Source organism: Sphingobacterium sp. WM (assembly GCF_029542465.1).
GTDB classification, from domain to species: Bacteria; Bacteroidota; Bacteroidia; order Sphingobacteriales; family Sphingobacteriaceae; genus Sphingobacterium; species Sphingobacterium cellulitidis.
The window spans coordinates 2,416,472-2,435,346 of sequence record NZ_CP120709.1; the positions used below are offsets into that span (position 1 = coordinate 2,416,472).

10 protein-coding genes are annotated in these 18,875 nt (G+C 37.4%); 4 read left to right on the forward strand and 6 right to left on the reverse strand.

The features are described 5' to 3' along the window. The first annotated feature begins 97 nt into the window (after window positions 1-97). Together PZ892_RS10405 and PZ892_RS10410 are read left to right on the forward strand one after the other, a co-directional pair. On the forward strand, window positions 98-2,893 hold the full coding sequence (locus PZ892_RS10405; protein WP_277711059.1) for a prolyl oligopeptidase family serine peptidase: 2,796 nt from the start codon (window positions 98-100) through the stop codon (window positions 2,891-2,893). Between the two features lie 201 nt (window positions 2,894-3,094). Further along, window positions 3,095-5,284: a glutamine synthetase III gene (locus tag PZ892_RS10410; protein ID WP_094282230.1), complete on the forward strand. Its 2,190-nt coding sequence runs from the start codon at window positions 3,095-3,097 to the stop codon at window positions 5,282-5,284. Between the two features lie 1,306 nt (window positions 5,285-6,590). On the opposite strand, the gene PZ892_RS10415 is transcribed toward PZ892_RS10410, so the two are convergent. Both PZ892_RS10415 and PZ892_RS10420 read right to left on the reverse strand, forming a co-directional pair. Further along, on the reverse strand, window positions 6,591-7,034 hold the full coding sequence (locus tag PZ892_RS10415; protein WP_277711060.1) for an antibiotic biosynthesis monooxygenase family protein: 444 nt from the start codon (window positions 7,032-7,034) through the stop codon (window positions 6,591-6,593). 74 nt (window positions 7,035-7,108) lie between these two features. After that, window positions 7,109-8,233: an aldo/keto reductase gene (locus tag PZ892_RS10420; RefSeq protein ID WP_277711061.1), complete on the reverse strand. Its 1,125-nt coding sequence runs from the start codon at window positions 8,231-8,233 to the stop codon at window positions 7,109-7,111. A gap of 210 nt (window positions 8,234-8,443) precedes the next feature. On the opposite strand from PZ892_RS10420, the gene PZ892_RS10425 reads away from it, so the two are divergent. Together PZ892_RS10425 and PZ892_RS10430 are read left to right on the forward strand one after the other, a co-directional pair. Further along, window positions 8,444-9,280: an MBL fold metallo-hydrolase gene (locus tag PZ892_RS10425; RefSeq protein ID WP_277711062.1), complete on the forward strand. Its 837-nt coding sequence runs from the start codon at window positions 8,444-8,446 to the stop codon at window positions 9,278-9,280. Window positions 9,281-9,292: 12 nt separating this feature from the next. Continuing rightward, complete coding sequence (locus tag PZ892_RS10430) at window positions 9,293-10,261, forward strand: YafY family protein (RefSeq protein ID WP_277711063.1); 969 nt, start codon at window positions 9,293-9,295, stop codon at window positions 10,259-10,261. Window positions 10,262-10,267: 6 nt separating this feature from the next. Here the strand turns inward: PZ892_RS10430 and PZ892_RS10435 are convergent, their stop codons facing one another. From PZ892_RS10435 to PZ892_RS10450, 4 genes are all read right to left on the reverse strand, one after another. After that, a complete protein-coding gene (locus PZ892_RS10435) occupies window positions 10,268-11,626 on the reverse strand; it encodes a Gfo/Idh/MocA family oxidoreductase (protein ID WP_277711064.1) in 1,359 nt (452 codons plus the stop codon). A 210-nt stretch (window positions 11,627-11,836) separates the two neighbouring features. Further along, window positions 11,837-14,110 (reverse strand): hypothetical protein, encoded by a 2,274-nt coding sequence (locus PZ892_RS10440; RefSeq protein ID WP_277711065.1) that lies wholly within the window; start codon window positions 14,108-14,110, stop codon window positions 11,837-11,839. Window positions 14,111-14,335: 225 nt separating this feature from the next. Beyond that, window positions 14,336-16,609: a hypothetical protein gene (locus PZ892_RS10445; protein WP_277711066.1), complete on the reverse strand. Its 2,274-nt coding sequence runs from the start codon at window positions 16,607-16,609 to the stop codon at window positions 14,336-14,338. Window positions 16,610-16,631: 22 nt separating this feature from the next. Then, complete coding sequence (locus tag PZ892_RS10450; protein WP_277711067.1) at window positions 16,632-18,863, reverse strand: hypothetical protein; 2,232 nt, start codon at window positions 18,861-18,863, stop codon at window positions 16,632-16,634. Window positions 18,864-18,875 lie beyond the last annotated feature (12 nt).

Below are 18,875 nucleotides of genomic sequence, written 5' to 3' on the forward strand. Positions count from 1 at the left end.
GTCCCGAATAGTTGTGATTATATTAAAAATGTTATCCTTTATCCCAACCTAAGTTAGGAAATTTTGGGTATTATTGAAATTCCAAACATCAAATTATATGAAACGTAAATTTGGCTTATTTATCCTAGGTTTATGTGCTGCTTCCCTAACTTATGCGCAAAAGAAACCTATCGATCACACTGTTTATGACTCCTGGAATAGCATCAGTAGACCGGAAATCAGTAAATCCGGTAATCTTATCTATTATAGCGTTACTCCACAAGAAGGCAATAGTCTCGCTTTTCTGAAAAATTCAAATAATCAAACTTTATTGCAAATCCCACGGGCTGCAGATTTAAAATTAACGAAAGATGAAAAGCATCTCCTAAGTTTGATAAAAGCACCTTTTCAGGATGTTAGACAAGCAAAAATTAAAAAGAAAAAACCTGACGAAATGCCTAAGGACTCGATTTTGGTATTTGATATCCACAAGAATCAAAGCACAAAATTCGCTCAGGTAAAATCATATAAAATTGCAAAAGATGGAAATGACTACGTTGCTTTCCTACATGAAACTGTAGTTACAAACCCTTCAGATAGCAGTAAAACTAAAAATGGCTCAAAAAAAGAGAAGCCAACACCTACCCTGACTTTGTTAAATCTTAACACCAAGGATACAAGCAATATCTTAAAGGCTGACACCTATGAATGGAGTGATGATGGAAAATTCTTGGTATATTCTATCAAAGGTCCTGAAAAAGACACTTTAAATGAATCTGGACTTTTTATTATGGATTTAGCAGACAAATCCAAAAAGAAAATCAGCAACGGAAAAGGGAATTACAAGAATATTCAGTTTGATGATGCTACAAAACAATTAAGCTTTCTAGCTGATAAAACTCCTGAAAAGTCACTTCTAAAAGAGTTCAAACTCTATTACTACACAACATCACAAGACTCAGCGACCATCCTCGCTGATAAGAATACGCAAGGAATACCTCAAAACTGGTTCGTATCAGGTGATGGAGCATTAACATTTAGTAAATCAGGGAAAAGATTGTTCTTCGGCTTGGCTCCAATTCCTAGAGTAAAAGACACCACGCTGGTGGAATTTGAACATGCTAAAGTTGATATTTGGCACTGGCAAGATGATTATCTGCAACCTATGCAGCTGGTAAATTTGAAAAGAGATCTTTCCAGAAATTATACAGCAATGATAAATCTATCTGGAAATAGAAATATTATTCCTTTATCTGATGAGACTTTTAACCGAATAACGCTGACTGGCAATGCTGATAATGAATGGGCTATGGCAACTTCAGATAAAGAATACCGAATTGAAACCCAATGGGAAGGTGGAATGCGCACAGATATTTACGCTATTTCTACTATTTCTGGTAAAAATAAAGTAGTTACCAAATCAAACTCTGGATATGCATCTTTAGCTCCAAACGGAGATTATATTGTATACTTCAACCGTGGAAATGGAAATTGGTATAGTTTTAATATTGCTACCGAAACTACCCATCAACTGAATGAAGGCTTACAAGTGAGCTTTGTCGACGAAGAAAATGATGTACCGGCAGCTCCAGGACCTTATGGTACCGCAGGCTGGTCCAAAGACGGTAAATTTATCTATATCAATGATCGTTATGATGTCTGGAAACTTAGTTTGGATGGAAAAACCAAAACAAACCTAAGTCATGGACTAGGAAGAAAAAATCAAATGGTCTATAGAATTGAAGAACTTATTAAAAATGAAGACCCTAGAATCAATTACACGCAAATTGATGATTCTAAAACTATATTCTTAACAGGTTTCAATAAAACTGATAAAAACCAAGGACTTTATAAATTAGGGAAAAAGGATATCAGCAAAATGTGGTCTGGACCTCATACCTATAGAATGTTGAGCGCTGATGAGAAATTAAATAAGGTCATTTACACTAAAGAAGATTACAAACACTCTCCAGACTTATATTTATTAGCAAATTTCAAAAATGAAACTAGATTGAGTGATATCAATCCGCAACAAGCAAACTTCAACTGGGGTACTGCTGAATTAGTGCATTGGACAACTCCAAAAGGATATAAATCGGAAGGAATTCTTTATAAACCTGAAGATTTCGACCCTAACAAAAAATATCCGATAATCGCATATTTTTACGAAACTTTGTCCGATGGCTTATATACTTACCAAGCTCCTGCTCCTACTCCTTCTCGTTTGAATATCCCTTATTTTGTGAGCAATGGCTACCTCGTTTTTGCTCCAGATATTCGCTACGAAACTGGATACCCAGGAAGATCAGCTGAAGAATTTATTAACTCTGGAATGCATTACCTCGCAAGAAATAACAACTGGGTAGACTCTACGAAAATGGGAATTCAAGGTCAAAGCTGGGGCGGATATCAAGTCGCTCACCTAATTACCCGTACCAACATGTATGCAGCAGCTTGGTCTGGTGCTCCGGTTGTCAACATGACCTCTGCCTATGGTGGTATCCGCTGGGGAACTGGAATGTCCAGACAATTTCAATATGAAAATACCCAAAGCCGTATTGGTAAGCCTCTTTGGGAAGCTAGAGACTTATATATAGAAAACTCTCCACTCTTCTTTATGGATAAAGTAAATACGCCAGTGGCTATTATGCATAATGACAATGATGGTGCCGTGCCGTGGTATCAAGGAATTGAATTCTTTACCGCATTGCGAAGATTAAATAAACCAGTATGGTTGTTGAATTATAATGGCGATGACCATAATTTAATTCAAAGACAAAACCGAAAAGATATCCAAATTAGGGAAGCTCAGTTTTTTGACCACTTCCTAAAAGGTAAACCTGCCGCAAATTGGATCAAAAAAGGTGTCAAAGCAACCGAAAAAGGAATAGATTGGGGACTTGAAGTCGACTAATTTTACAAAACTCAATCAAAACAGGTGGTAATTTTCCGAAATTACCACCTGTTTTTGTTAAAAAACATCAAATTCGGACAGTTTTTATATTTTTTTTCAAAAAAATTACTCAACTAACTTATTTTTACTATACTTTTGATAAAAATTTAGATCGATTCACACAGTAATCAACAAAAAACTTAAAATAATAATATTAACAGCATGTTAAACTCCAGACTATCCGCAGTTGAAACTGCCTCAAAACACATGTTTAATGAAACAACTGAGGTAAATTCAGAACGCGCAATTCACATTTTTAACAAAAATGTGTTTAGCATCTCCAAAATGAGAGATTATCTTCCAAAGTCAACTTTTAGTGAGTTAAAAACTTCAATCGACGAAGGAAAACAAATTAGCAGAGAATTAGCGGACTTCATTGCACAAGCAATGAAAACTTGGGCTTTAGAAAATGGTGCCTCGCACTATACCCACTGGTTTCAACCTTTAACTGGATCTACAGCTGAAAAACATGATGCCTTCTTTGAACCGGACAGCGATGGTAGTGCTATCGAAAAATTCAATGCTGATGCATTAGTACAACAAGAACCAGATGCTTCTTCCTTCCCTAATGGTGGTATCCGTAATACCTTCGAAGCTAGAGGTTACACTGCTTGGGATCCTTCTTCTCCTGCTTTCATCTTCGAAACTGGCGCAGGTAAGACTTTATGTATCCCTACTGTATTCGTTTCATACACCGGTGAATCTTTAGACTATAAAGCTCCTTTGTTAAAAGCTATAGCTGCAATTGACAAAGCTGCTACGGATGTCGCTCAATATTTTGATAAAGCCGTTACGAAAGTAAATGCTTCCTTGGGTATCGAACAAGAGTATTTCTTGGTTGACCTTGCCCTATATAATGCGCGTCCTGACTTACAATTGACGGGTAGAACACTATTCGGACACATGTCAGCAAAAGGACAACAATTGGAAGACCATTATTTCGGTGCTATCCCTGAGCGCGTATTAGCTTACATGGTTGACCTTGAAAACGAAGCCTTAAAACTAGGTATTCCTTTGAAAACTCGCCACAACGAAGTAGCTCCTTCGCAATTTGAATGCGCTCCTATGTTTGAAGAGATCAACCTGGCAATCGACCATAATCAATTGCTTATGAACGTAATGGAACAAGTAGCCATTCGCCATAATTTTAAGGTCTTATTACATGAAAAACCATATAGTGGAGTTAATGGTTCCGGAAAACATAATAACTGGTCTTTAATTACAAATACAGGTGTTAACTTATTATCACCTGGAAAAACTCCTAAAAATAACTTGATGTTCTTGACCTTCTTCGTCAATACCATCAAAGCAGTATATGAACATGCTGATTTATTAAGAGCTTCTATTGCTAGTCATTCAAATGACCACCGCCTTGGTGCTAATGAGGCTCCTCCAGCAATTATCTCTATCTTCTTAGGTTCTCAATTGGACGAAATCCTTGAAGAAGTTGAATCTGCTCGTGTTGCTAAAAAAGTTAAAGCAGATGCAAACCTATGGCACGGAATCCCTAAAATCCCGGATTTGAAATTGGATAACACCGACCGTAACCGTACTTCGCCTTTCGCTTTTACTGGTAATAAATTTGAATTCCGCGCTGTTGGTTCTTCAGCAAACTCTGCCCTGCCAATGACAATCTTGAATGCAATCGTTGCTACACAGCTGATTGAATTCAAAAATGAAGTTGACAAGCAAATCAAAAGAGGAACGAAAAAGGATCTAGCTATCTTAAATGTGGTTCGTAAATACATTAAAGATTCCAAAGCTATCCGTTTTGAAGGAAATGGATATAGCGAAGAATGGGAAATTGAAGCGGCAAACAGAGGTTTATCAAACATTAAATCCACTCCAAAGGCTCTTGACGTATATGTAAAACCTGAATCTTTGGAATTATTCGAAACTTTAGGAATTTTCTCAAGACGTGAGTCTGAAGCTAGACATGAAATCCTTTTAGAGAACTTCTTCAAAAAACTTCAAATTGAGGCTCGTGTAATTGGTGATGTTGTAACTAGCCAGATTGCCCCAGCATGTTTAGTTTATCAAAATCAATTGATCGAAAATGTTAGAGGATTGAAAGATTTAGGCTTAAACAAAGAAGCATACAGTTCTCAATTGAACTACCTAGAGCGTATTTCGAAACATGTAAACTTTATCCTGGAGAAATCTGAGGAAATGCGTCAAGCACGTAAAAAAGCAAACACTATCGATGATATGCGCGAGAAAGCAATCGCATACGACGAAGTTGTAAAACCATTCTTCGACGAAATTCGCTACCACGTCAACAAACTAGAAAAAATCGTTGATGACGCGAAATGGCCATTGCCAAAATTGCGCGAATTACTATTTATTCACTAAGAATAAAATAATAAACATATTCCAGGGGTAATCAAAAGATTACCCCTTTTTATATTCCAAATATTTGTCCATAACCACAGCCCAGAAACCAGTCAGCGTATAAAGAACCCCATAGGGGTGACATATTTGTAGAAAATAACAATTGCCATCGTACAGCCCCATCGGGGCGACATGTATGTTGGGCGTATGCAATCCGCCCCTACAATCGTTTCATTTATCCGATTGGCATTTTGCCCTGCATTTTCAAACCCCTTAGGGGTGACATATCTGTAGCAAAGAATATTTGCCAACGTACAGCCCCAGTGGGGCGACATATCTGTAGCAAAGAATATTTACCACCTTACAGCCCCATAGGGGCGGCATGTATGTTGGGCGTATGCAATCCGCCCCTACAATCTTTTCATTTATCCGATAGGCATTTTGCCCTGCATTTTCAAACCTCTTAGGGGTGACATATCTGTAGCAAAGAATATTTACCAACGTACAGCCCCATCGGGGCGGCATATTCGTCATTCAAGTCTCTAAAAAATAGATTCCTCATCTTCGATTCGGAATGACAATCATATAATTACATTAGGTATTGGTGAAAAACAGGTTCTTCGGCAATGCCGAAAAACCTGTTTTTCACCAAAACCCTGACCCAATTTTTCTGTCTTTCTGAGCGCAGCGAAGAATCTATTTTTATCCAAATATGGGTAGGGGCGTATCGCATACGCCCTTTTTATATCCCATCTATTTGTCCATAACCTCACCAACAAACCCGTCAGCGTTTTTAAGAACCCCATAGGGGTTCAATATTAGTAACCCGGTATTATTAATGAATAGCCCCGACCGAATGCAATCGCTTTAGCGATTGCATTCGGTCGGGGCTTATTTCGTATTACATCCTTTTACTAACATTAAACTCCTCTGGAGTTTTTATCTCCACCCTGCATTTTCAAACCCCAGAGGGGCGACATATCTGTAGCAAAGAATATTTACCAACGTTCAGCCCCATCGGGGTGGCATATTTGTATGGCACATGCAATCCGCCATACAATAGTTTCATTTAATCGATAAGCATTCCACTCTGCATTTTCAAACCCCGTAGGGGTGATATATTTGTAGCAAAGAATTATTTACCACCTTACAGCCCCATAGGGGCGACATATTTGTACCAAATCACCAAAAAAAGAGGGGAATTTCCCTTTCCCCTCAACAGATGCTATTTATTTATAAAATAACAATAACTAACACCCCAAATATCTCAATATCTAGCCCTCAATTTTTATACATTTTACGGTTTCAGTTACCATTATTACAGTATTTACTGTCCATTAACCAATTCACCATTCTCCTTAATAAAAATCTTCTTCTGTAAATCCAAATCCAAGGATTTCATATCAACTAATTTCAGGTCTTTAATCATTTTCAAGGTCGTAGTCTTATAAAATTGAAAATGCTTGGACTGAATATGCTGATCATAAGCTTCTTTACTTTTGTAAATTTCCAAAATCCGAATTTTATAAGACCCTGAATCCATCTCCATCGGAAAAATGGAAACCACCCCCTCCTCTTTTTCTACCGATTCCCTTGCTCCTTGAAGCAAAATTTCCTTGTATTCCTCCCAATACTCAGGCAAAACTTCAATTTCAGCAATCCGAACCAACTGTTTTGAGACTTTTTCTATATTTTTCTCCGTTTTTTCCTGAGAAAACAGCTTTCCACAAGAAAAAACCACCAGTAAAACCATTATTATCCTCAAATTCATAAATCTCTTCAATTTTTCATATTAACTATTATAATATCAAACTGAAATTAATCAGAATTGTTAGGGCTACTTTATTAATTTTTTATCTGCTGAGCCTGTTGCCCAACCGCTCTTTCCCCTACAATTTTTATTTTATCCAAATTGGCGGTTAACTCCATCAATTCTTGGGCATCAAATTGATATAAACTAGAATCAAAATTCTCTCTCAAATGAGCCAGTTTAGTAGTCCCTGGAATAGAAACGATAAAAGATTTTTGAGCGGATAACCATGCTAATGCAACTTGAGCAACGGTCAATCCGCGTTGATCTCCAAAATCTTTCAATAATTCTATTAATGGCCAGTTTGCAAGAATCGCATCTCGCTGATATCTCGGCAAGGCAGGACGATTATCATTTTGCGCATTGTATTTAGTTCTTTCATTGATATAGCCTGTAATTAGTCCTCTACTTAACGGACTATAAGGCACAAAACCAATTCCTAACTCTTCACAAACTGGAATAACAGTCTTCTCCGGATCTCTGGTAAACAATGAATATTCACTTTGTAGCGCAGTGACAGGCTGAATTGCATGTGCCTTTCTGATATTATCTACACTTGCTTCACTCAACCCAAAATTCAAAACCTTGCCTGCCTGAATCAATTCTTTAATAGTTCCTGCAACATCCTCCATCGGAACATTCGGATCTACCCTATGCTGATACAATAAATCCAAATAATCCGTCTTTAATCGTTTTAAGGATTCATCAACTGCCTTTCTAATCGTCTCCGGACGACTATCAAGCCCTTTTGAAGGAGTTCCATCAATAAATCCGAATTTGCTGGCAAGTACCACATTTTTCCTTATCGGTGCTAATGCCTCTCCAACTAAATCCTCATTCAAATAAGGGCCATAAGCCTCTGCGGTATCAAAAAAATTAACACCTAAGTCATTAGCTTCTCTGATCAGATTAATACTAACCTTACGGTCTGGAACAAAACTCCGGTGATAACTCATTCCCATACATCCCAAACCAATTGCGGATACTTGCAATTGATGTTTTCCAGAACCTAGCAACCTCTTACCAGCATTCTGATTTATTGAGGTATTTGCTTTATTATCCACCTTTTCTTCTTTAATACCAGCAAAAACGGTAGAACTGATTAATCCTAAGCCAGCTAATGAACTAGCTTTTAAAAACTCTCTCCGATTTGTATTCATTTTATTTCCTCCTTTTGTTTATACAAAGTTCAATACAATTGATAATCTTATTGTTATATGGATTACAGTATTAAATACCATTATTACTTTTTCTACCCAAATCCCTAAAATCTCAACTTCTATTTGATTAACCCAACTGAAAACATCATTTTTATATTTAATCAGGTTTTCCAATACCTGAGGTTGAGTTTTTATCATAAAGCAAGGAAAATGAAACTACATAGCATAGATACTGGATTATTTAAATTAGATGGTGGAGCCATGTTTGGAGTGGTACCTAAAAGCATTTGGCAAAGAACAAATCCGGCTGATGAAAAGAATTTATGTACCTGGGCTACTCGATTGATGCTTATTGAAGATGGGAAAAGGTTGACTCTGGTCGATACGGGAATCGGTGATAAACAGGACGAAAAGTTCTTCAGCCATTATTATATGCATGGTGATGACACCTTGGATAAATCATTAAACAAATTAGGGTTCCATAGGGATGATATTACGGATGTTATTCTTACACATTTACATTTTGACCATTGTGGTGGAGCCATTATTCGTGAAGGCGAAAAACTACTCCCCGCATTTAATAATGCTAGATATTGGTCCAATAAAGATCACTGGGAATGGGCCGTTAATCCTAATCCAAGAGAGAAAGCTTCTTTCCTCAAGGAAAACATCCTCCCAATCCAGGAAAGTGGTCAATTGAATTTTATTGACATTGAAAATCCTCAATATGATACTGAAATCCATATGCGCTTTGCTTATGGCCATACAGAAGCCATGATGCTGCCACAAATTCAATATAAAGGAAAAACCATCCTTTATATGGCAGACTTGCTTCCATCGGTTGGTCATATTCCAATTGCGTATGTGATGGGCTATGATGTCCGACCTCTTGTGACCATGCAAGAGCGTCAAGATTATTGGACGGAAATCGTCGATAATGAATACATCATGTTTTTAGAACATGATTCAGTAAACGAATGTGCTACATTACAATATACTGAAAAAGGAATCCGACTAAAAGACACTTTTAAGCTCAGTGAACTCTAAGCCTACCTATTCATGTCCGTAGATATCAAAAAAAGATTTGACCGCATCGTTGAGATATTGATTCAACTTCAATCTAAACGCGTGGTGAAAGCCCAAGAATTAGCTGATCGATTTGACGTTAGTCTTAGAACAATCTATAGGGATATCAAAAGCCTCGAACAAGCTGGGGTACCTTTGATTGGCGAAGCTGGAATGGGATATAGCATTATGGATGGATATAGGCTGCCTCCTGTATCATTCAGTAAGGAGGAGGCGCTTTGCTTTGTAGCAACTGAAAAGTTAGCCGAAAAATACCTGGACAAAGCCGGTGTGGCACTTTACGCTTCGGCCTTGATGAAAATTAAGGCAATCCTTAAAAGCCATGATCAGGATCTGGTAACCAATATGCAGGAGAATATTATCATGCGAAAACAGCATGTTCCTATTTTCCCTGAAAAAGTCCCACATGTTTTAAGTACCGCAATCGAAGCTATTGCCAATAAAAAACAAATTTGCATCCACTATCAAGGGATTAAGGATGATGAAGCCCAAATTAGAATAATCGAGCCAATCGGAATCGTCCATGAAATAGGATTCTGGTATATCGTTGCCTATTGCTTACAAAGGGAAGATTTTAGACAATTCAGAAGTGACCGAATTGCGCAGATTGAAAGTAAAGAGACCAACTTCTCCAAAAGGCATATATCCATTGATGAATATATTTCCACTCAAAACTTCCATGAACTACCAAAAATAAAAGCTAGAATATTAGTGAATCGTCATTTCGCCCCTTATATGCGCTGGCAAAGAACCAATTATGGTTATGAATCTGAACAAAAGATTGATGATAAAATTGAGATGACCTTTCTAACTCGAGATATAGAACATGAATTCCCTCGTTGGCTAATGATGTTTGCTGACCATATAAAAATAGAAGAGCCTGAAGAACTTAAGCATAGCTTTAGGAAGCTCTTTCAGGCCATTCAAAACAACATAAAATAGTAATCTTTATGCTCCTTGATAAGGATGTTTCCAAGGAGCCCTATATTTTCTTTTTAACCTATCTGTAGCCTCTGGATCATCAACACATATCTTTTTCTCTGAATCATAAACCAATGGCCTACCTAATTCCATGGAAAGATTTGCCAAAATACATGATGCAGTAGAAATATGTCCATGTAAAACATCTGCCACCGGCAAAGTGTTTTTATCAATTGCCATTAATAGGTTTTGCATCTGTCTTCTTGTTGCTGGAGCAGCATTTAACTCAATCCTTGGCTCTTTAAGATCTTCGGGATATTGTTCCTTTTCGTAAACTACATCTCGGATAATCTTTTCCCCTTTTGTAGGAATAAACTCCCACTTCATGGTACTTCCTTTTAAAGTTCCTTTATCCCCATAAATGAAAAATGCCCATGGATATTCAGGATCAGCTGCTGTACCCCAAGTTCTATGGTTCCAAACACAGTCCAGATCATCATACTCAAAAATAGCGGTTTGCGTATCAGCAATATTGGACTTCCCCTCCTTTTGAACATATATTCCACCAGTTGCTGTTATCTTTTTGGGCCATCCCAAATCCAACATCCACCTTACCGTATCAAACATATGCACACACATATCTCCCGTTATTCCATTTCCATATTCCATAAAAGCACGCCACCAACCCCCATGAGGCAAACCATCGTAAGCTCTCATCGGCGCTGGACCTGTCCACATTTCATAATCCAAAAAGTCCGGAACGGGCTCTTCAGCTGGATTCGCATTACTTTTCATATGATAATAACAACACATCTCAACATGGGAAATCTTCCCCAATAAACCTTTTCCAATTATATTATCCTTAGCATCAATCATATGCGGAGTACTTCGCCTTTGTGTTCCAATCTGAACCTTTCTATTATGCTTCCTAGCGGCTGCAACTACGGCCTCACCTTCTAATACATCCACACTAATCGGTTTTTGAAGGTAGACATGTGCTCCTGATTCTATTGCCGCAATCCCTATCAATGCATGCCAATGATCAGGTGTACCAACTAAAACCAAATCCAGTTTATTCTCTGCCAATAACTTCCTATAATCTGAATATTTCTTAGGTGTCTTTTTGGACTTTTGCTTTTGCGCTATCAACTCTGCAGCCTCATTCAAATGATTCTTATCCACATCACAAACCGCAACAACCTCCACATCACTCACCTGCATTAACCTGAATAAATCACTCTTTCCATACCATCCCGCACCAATCAAGGCTACTCGATGCGAAGCTAATATCTCGGCTGCAAATCCTGCATTTTGCAAGGCTGCCAAGGATAATAATGCTCCTGTACCAAAAATAAATTGTCGACGATTAAGGTTTAAATCTCTCATAAAAATCGTGGATGTTAAGGTTTATAGAATTAAGATAAGAACTTTAGCCTAAAAAAACAAAGCCTAGCCCTCTGGCGAAGACTAGGCTTAAATTACACCTAATTAAACACTTATTAAGTCGAATGACCTAAAAAGACCTTATGCGGACAAAATTTGTACAATTGAATAGTATCCAGAATACTTTTTTACTTTTAGAAACTATCCTTCATCTTAATAACCTTTTGCCCTTTTCAATGTGGCTAATAATTCCTTATTAGCATTTGAATGATCAATCTTATATAATTTCCAGGTATTCTGATCTAACTCCTCCAACCTGAAACTATTTTTGGGGTCAACAAGCATCTTTTTTACCCAGCGAGGAAATGCATTTGCTGCTCTTGCATTCTCCCAGGTACGGATTACCTTAAAGATTTCATCCTTCTGCGGACAAGCTTCCACATTTTTTTGATTCAATTTTAAACTATAGGTCGCTCCTGTGCCGACTGCCATGGCTTGTATATGCTCATAATCCTCAACCTTGGAATCCTTTGTAATTGGAAAATTACCGCCCATCCCTACTGGAAAGTAGTTAGAATAAGATACATCTCTTAAATCCTTACCCTGACTGGTTGCACTTCCCCATTCTCTGGTTTCTGCATCATAAAGATTCTTTCCTCCACCGACATTCCATATACTTTGATAATGCCATGACCCCTCTGATAAGGTGGCTCCCGTAAAACGTATATCTTCAACACCCAAAACCTTCGCTCTTTCAAACATTTTTCTAAAAAATCGCTTTGCTGAATAATATCCATGGCCATTATTGAATAGGAATTCCTGACCATCAAAATCATAATAATTTATATTATTGAGCTGACATATATCCGCATAATACTCCGCAATTTTATCCTGTAAGGCCATATTCGGAATTAATCCATCATAACCATAATTCAGGGTTACTTGTAATTTATATAGCGTATCATATGCTTTATGAGCTGTTGCTTTCGTATCCCAGTACCCACGAGTAACATTTAACAGACGGTAAGGCTTGCTTTCTGAAACTCCTAAATAATGAATCAACTCTTTTCCTATTTTAATAATATTCAAACTTTTAGCATGACCTTCCCAACTTCCTATTTCTTCCAGATGGGTCGGGTCATCAACATAAATCAAAGTATCATCCGCTGAAATATTCTGCGCCAATGCTCTTTTTTGCTGATACCAGATACTATCACTAGGAACTGGACTCGCATCTTTAGTTCCTGGTGCTAATGAATTGGTAATTGGGGTTCTCCCAATAAATAAATTCTGCTTTTTTGCAAGGGCGCCATACTCTTTATGCGAGTAATTTCCTGAGGTAGTTTTCAATGGTTTTTTGGAGAAATCCTTTCCATCAATATAGCCTTCATTCCCGCGGTCCGGTTTTAAAAATCCTTGGTCATACAGACTTATTGCTTTAAAACCAAGTTGAGCTGCATAATCGATCATATGGTCATATTCTCCACCTTCTGTCAGAATATCTGGAACATAAGCCGCAGGGTCTTTGATCCATTTCCCATTAACCATCGGATAGGGCAATCCCTCTTTCATCACAATATCTTGTATCACATCCAACAATGCTGTACTGTCCGGACTCCCCCAAAGTGCAATGCTTGATCCTATATAATCCACCCTTGGCAATGCCTCAACCATTAAATGATTAGGAGTGTTTGCAGCCATATTCGGAATTAAGGAATAATAAACCTCACGCTCCTTTCTCCTATCTCGAGATTGGTAAGTAATGGAAATCCGACCGTTTTTGTCTAATTCAGCAGCATTCCCATATAATATCCGATAATACGGCTCCTTATGTCCGTAAAATGCAACATCAGAGATTCCATCGCCCCCCAAAGTAAAAACCTGCCCCTCTGTTAAGCTAATAGGCAATGGAAATCGCTTGGGGTCTGGAGAATGAATAACATATTGAAATGGAGCTGCATCACCCTGAATATCTGCTGTACCTCCAATCGTATTATCATTTAATGCTAGCATCCCGATTGCATAATTCACGGATTCACTCGTGTCACGCGCAACCCCGATGATTTCTCCCATCAGATTAGTGATATTGGTATGATATGATCCCCATTGAATTACATCAATCTCATTAGAATTCGTTAAGGAAAGTAATTTGAATTTTAGGTATTTCTCCATTTCATCAATCCGAATTCTCGCATTTGAGCCATTATCAAAATGGATCGTCATGATTTTCTCTGAAGCCGAATAATTCGCCTTCTGAGGGAAATAATAAAGTTTCTTATTGGGATTGTACAACGTTAAGAATGGGGATGGTTTATCGGTTGGACTAAACTCTTGTTCAGGAGCTTTTGTCCTATTCTTCATACTATGGATATACCCCTTATTATCTACTTGAATTTGGAAATACTTCGTTTTAAAAGTAGTTTGTGCCATTAATGGCAAACAAAATAAAGTGGCAAAAAATAGTATATTAAAACTCTTATTGTTCATATTAAAATAATCGGTTTAGATTCAAATTTATCGAGACCCTCTTCTCGTATTACTTTATGGGAGATCACCCTCATAATCCCCCACAAGTAATACTAAAATAACATTATTTAAAAACGAGAATCTTAGGTTTTTAGTAATTTCTTACTAGTTGATTATTCGTCTGTTACTAATAAGACGATTGTGTTAGGTATTACCCTAAATAAAAAATGAAGAATATATTTTTTATTAGTATCCTTTAGCTCTTTTTAATTTTGCTAATAACTTTTTATTGCCATTTTGCAGATTAATACTATATAAATTCCAAGAATCTTTTGTTATTTCTTCTAACCTGAAACTGTTTTTTGGATCCACCAACATCTCTTTAACCCAGTTTGGAAATGCATTTGCTGCTCTGGCATTCTCCCAAGTTCTGATAACTTTGAAAATTTCATTCTTCACTGGACTCTGCTCTACGTTTTTCTGATTTAATTTCATGCTATAAGTTGCACCGGTACCAATCGCCATAGCTTGAATATGCTCAAAATCCTCTACTTTAGAATCCTTACCTATTGGGAAATTACCTCCCATACCAACTGGAAAGAAATTGGCAAAGGAAACATCCCGCAAGTCCTTTCCTTGACTTGTAGAACTTCCCCATTCCCTAGTCTTTGGATCATACAGATTATTACCACCTCCAACATTCCAAATACTTTGATAATGCCAAGAACCTTCTGAAAGCGTAGCTCCAGTAAATCGAATATCTTCAACGCCTAATTCTTTTGCTCTCTCAAACATTTTTCTGAAAAAACGCTTTGCTGAATAATAGCCATGACCATTATTAAATAAAAATTCCTGACCGTCAAAGTCATAATAACTCATATTATTGATATGACAGATGTCAGCATAATATTCCGCAATTTTATCCTGCAAGGCCATATTTGGTATCAAACCTGCATATCCAGCTTCAATAGTCACTTGTAACTTATACAGGGTATCCATTACTTGGTGGGCACTTGCTTTTGTTTTCCAATAACCTCTTGTAACATTTAACAATCGATATGGCTTTGTATCTGAAACACCTAAGTAGTGAATTAACTCCTTCCCTATTTTAATAATATTCAAACTCTTTTCATGGGCTTGCCAACTTCCTACTTCATTTAAATAGGTAGGATCGTCGACATAGATTAATGTATCCTCAGCACTTATTCCTTTTGTCAATACCCGTTTTTGTTGATACCAAATACTATCACTTGGAACCGGACTTGCATCCTTGGTTCCAGGAGCCAAAGAATTGGTAATTGGGGTTCTACCAATAACGAGATTTTGTTCTTTTGCCAAGGTACCAAACTCTTTATGGGATAAATTTCCTGAAGATAGCTTTAGAGGCTTCTTACTAAAATCTTTGCCATCTATGTAACCTTTATTTCCACGATCTGGCCTTAAAAATCCTTGATCATATAAAGAGATAGCCTTAAAACCAAGTGCGGACGCATACTCAATAATTTTATCATATTGACCACACTCACTTAAAACATCTGGTACAAATGCCGCAGGATCTTTTATCCATTTCCCATTAACCTTCGGATATGGCAAACCTTCCTTGATCACAATTTCTTGAATCACATCCATTAATGCCGTACTATCCGGACTTCCCCATAATGCTATGCTAGAGCCAATGTAATTTATTCCTTCTAATGCCTCCACTTTTAAATGATTTGGCGTATTTGCCGCCATATTTGGAATAAGCGAATAATAGACCTCTCGCTCCTTCGTCCGATCCCGAGATTGATAGGTGATTGAAATCCTTCCGTTCTTATCTACTTCTGCAGCATTGCCATATAAAATCCGATAGTATGGTTCTTTATGTGAATAAAATGCAACATCTGAACGTCCATTTCCTCCTAATGTGAATATCTGACCTTCATGCAAAGTTAATGGTAATGGAAAGCGCTTCGGATCTGGAGAATGAATGACATATTGAAACGGCGCCGCATCACCTTGTACATCCGCAGTCCCTCCAATCGTATTTTCATTTAAAGCCAACATACCAATAGCATAATTTATAGCCTTGCTCGTGTCTCGAGCAACTCCAATAACTTCACCAAATAAATTATTGATGTTGGTATGATATGTCCCCCATTGAACAGCTTCAATATCCGCAGAATTGGTTAATGACAATAAGGTTAACCGTAGGTATTTATTTAATTCTCCAATTTGAATCTTTGCCCTTGAACCATTACTAAAATCCACAATCATCTCCTTTTTACTGGGCTCATATTGAGCCTTCTCAGGATAATAAAACTGCTTTTTCTTTGTGTTATATAAAGTTAGAATTGGCGATGGCTTATCCGTAGGGCTAAATTCCTTAAAAGGAGATTTCGTAATATTTTTCATACTACGGATATACCCTTTTTGATCTACTTGAATTTGAAAATATTTTGATTTTAAAGTGGTCTGACCATAGGAGGTCAAGAAAGAAAGGGCAATTATTAATAGTAAATAATAGCTTTTTGTATTCATTATATATTGATTTTATGGTTGATTAGATTTCAATGGTTACGGATTGACCTGCTGGAACTACGACTTTTCGTCCCCAATCCAGATAAGAGTTCTCTCCCAATGGTTTTTCAGCTTGCTTCTTATCTTCAGCTAGTACGCTGACTTTAGCTTCATAGGTGGTCGGATTATTCAATACCAATTCCCATTCTTTACGCTTCTTTTTAAAACTTTTAACAACCACATGGTCAAAAGCATACACCTTTCCGAGATCAGTTCGAATATAAATTCCTGGAATCTCAATTGACATTAATGCTCCGTTGGTTTCATTCCATCCAGTTTTCCCACCATCTCCACGAGAGCCACGGCTGTCAGCATCACAATAGGTCAAGCGCTCGGTAATTTTTCCATTCGGTTGAATACCTTCAGCATGTGCATGGATAACATCACGCATGAATTCAGCATACAATGGGTTTTGGGTCTCCCTAAATAATTTAAATAAGACGTCTCCAGACTGCGTACAGAACCCTGGAGCTCCATGTTTATTTTGAGTGCTTGCCCAGACTGCTCCTGTAAGATTTGCGTTCAACTTCCCTAAAGCCGTGTTTTTTGGAAGTTCATAGGGAAAGGAAACGGTCCAAGATGCAGTATAATCTGCCAAACGCTGAGCCTTCTCTAAATAATCCTTATCCCCAGTGACTTCATATAAGGTCATCATGGAAGTCGTCAATGCAATTGCTGTTTCTGAATCAGCATTTTGAAGAATATCCCCACATGCACCAGAGGTAAATCCGGTTAATTCAAAACTCTTATAGTAATTATTTGCAGCTTCCTTAGCAATCTTCAGATAGGTTGGGTCGTTATAATATTGAGATGCCAAAGCTAATCCAGATACAGCTGAAGCCCCTCCAGTAGTATTATAAACTGCAATAACTCCCTTTTCAATATCTAGATAATTACCCCATGTACCCTGTTCTCGCCAAGTTTGGACAAAGGCATCAGCTAATTGTTTTACATTCGACTTCCAATCCGCTTCAATAGATTTTCCTTTCCCCTGCTTTTCTATCAGCATAAACTGCTTCACCATCCAATACAGCACATCTGCATTTTTCCGAGTTAATCCTATTCCAGGAAATAATTTAGCTGCATCTCGAAATACTATTTTTTTATCTGAGCTAAGTACATCATAATAATATCCACTTGCCCCTCTTCCATTCATTAAGGCAAAATTGAACGTGCTAGCTACTTTTTCAAATTCTTCCTGTCTATTCATAGCTAACATGGGATAGGTATTAATCAATCCGCCAACCCAACCATAGGACATCCAATTGGCATTTTCAGGACAATAAAAACCAACCTCAGAATCGCTATAATAGCGCTCTTCAATATTCTTGGTCATTTTGTCAAATACTGCACTCATTGGAATTAAATTCCGAGTTTCCGTTTTTGGTAAATGCTGCTTTCGCTCTTCCATAAACCTGGAATAAAATGATGGAATATCCACACAATCAAAAGCAACTCTATTTACTCGAATAATAATCTCAGTACCAGCTTCAACTTTTATACCCCGATCTGGACTTTTACTAAATCCTATAAATTCAGGCTTCTTCTCTCTTACTCCAGGTGCACTGATGACAAAACTTGCCATTTGTCGATCCAATGACTCCTCAACTATTAATGCATGATCCTTAATTTCACCTTGCCAATTTATGCCCTGCTCAGTAAATAGTAAGGTCCCTTTCTTTTGGTTTCTTTTGAGATAAGAAATATTAGGTGTTGATGTATTGCTAATATTAACTTCTAGACGTGAATTGGCCCCATATTCTGGTGATAGTTGTGGAATGGGATTCGAAGTCAAAGCTAAATCTTTTCGATAATAATCTGTTTTATCTAATCCAGTTGCATATTCGCGGTTAACAATTCGTTGTCTATTTCCATTATATACCACAGCAGGAATCAAAACAAAATTATCACTACTCCAATCATATTCATCGAATGCAACAGCAACTCCGGCATCCTCCATCCCACGTTTAGCCGTGAAAGTAAATACATAGGTAACTAAACCTTTGTTAGCATTTATGCTACTATCAATTTGTACTGTCCAATTCTCAGAATTGGCTTCAATAGTACTGGCCTTTTTTAAGTTGGACTGTTCATAGGAACAGTCCAACAATCTGTACTTTTTTACTCTATCTTGTTGCTCTGGCAACCAGCCTTGGGCAAAACTCTCAAATCCTAAAAAGCAAAAAATAAAAAACAAAATAATCTTCTTCATCATAAATTTTATTAA

Bases quoted from the DNA above. Each gene is read 5' to 3' on its own strand.
- PZ892_RS10405 (WP_277711059.1), top strand. From the start codon at position 98: ATGAAACGTAAATTTGGCTTATTTATCCTAGGTTTATGTGCTGCTTCC.
- PZ892_RS10410 (WP_094282230.1), top strand. From the start codon at position 3,095: ATGTTAAACTCCAGACTATCCGCAGTTGAAACTGCCTCAAAACACATG.
- PZ892_RS10415 (WP_277711060.1), bottom strand. From the start codon at position 7,034: ATGAATTTGAGGATAATAATGGTTTTACTGGTGGTTTTTTCTTGTGGA.
- PZ892_RS10420 (WP_277711061.1), bottom strand. From the start codon at position 8,233: ATGAATACAAATCGGAGAGAGTTTTTAAAAGCTAGTTCATTAGCTGGC.
- PZ892_RS10425 (WP_277711062.1), top strand. From the start codon at position 8,444: ATGAAACTACATAGCATAGATACTGGATTATTTAAATTAGATGGTGGA.
- PZ892_RS10430 (WP_277711063.1), top strand. From the start codon at position 9,293: ATGTCCGTAGATATCAAAAAAAGATTTGACCGCATCGTTGAGATATTG.
- PZ892_RS10435 (WP_277711064.1), bottom strand. From the start codon at position 11,626: ATGAGAGATTTAAACCTTAATCGTCGACAATTTATTTTTGGTACAGGA.
- PZ892_RS10440 (WP_277711065.1), bottom strand. From the start codon at position 14,110: ATGAACAATAAGAGTTTTAATATACTATTTTTTGCCACTTTATTTTGT.
- PZ892_RS10445 (WP_277711066.1), bottom strand. From the start codon at position 16,609: ATGAATACAAAAAGCTATTATTTACTATTAATAATTGCCCTTTCTTTC.
- PZ892_RS10450 (WP_277711067.1), bottom strand. From the start codon at position 18,863: ATGATGAAGAAGATTATTTTGTTTTTTATTTTTTGCTTTTTAGGATTT.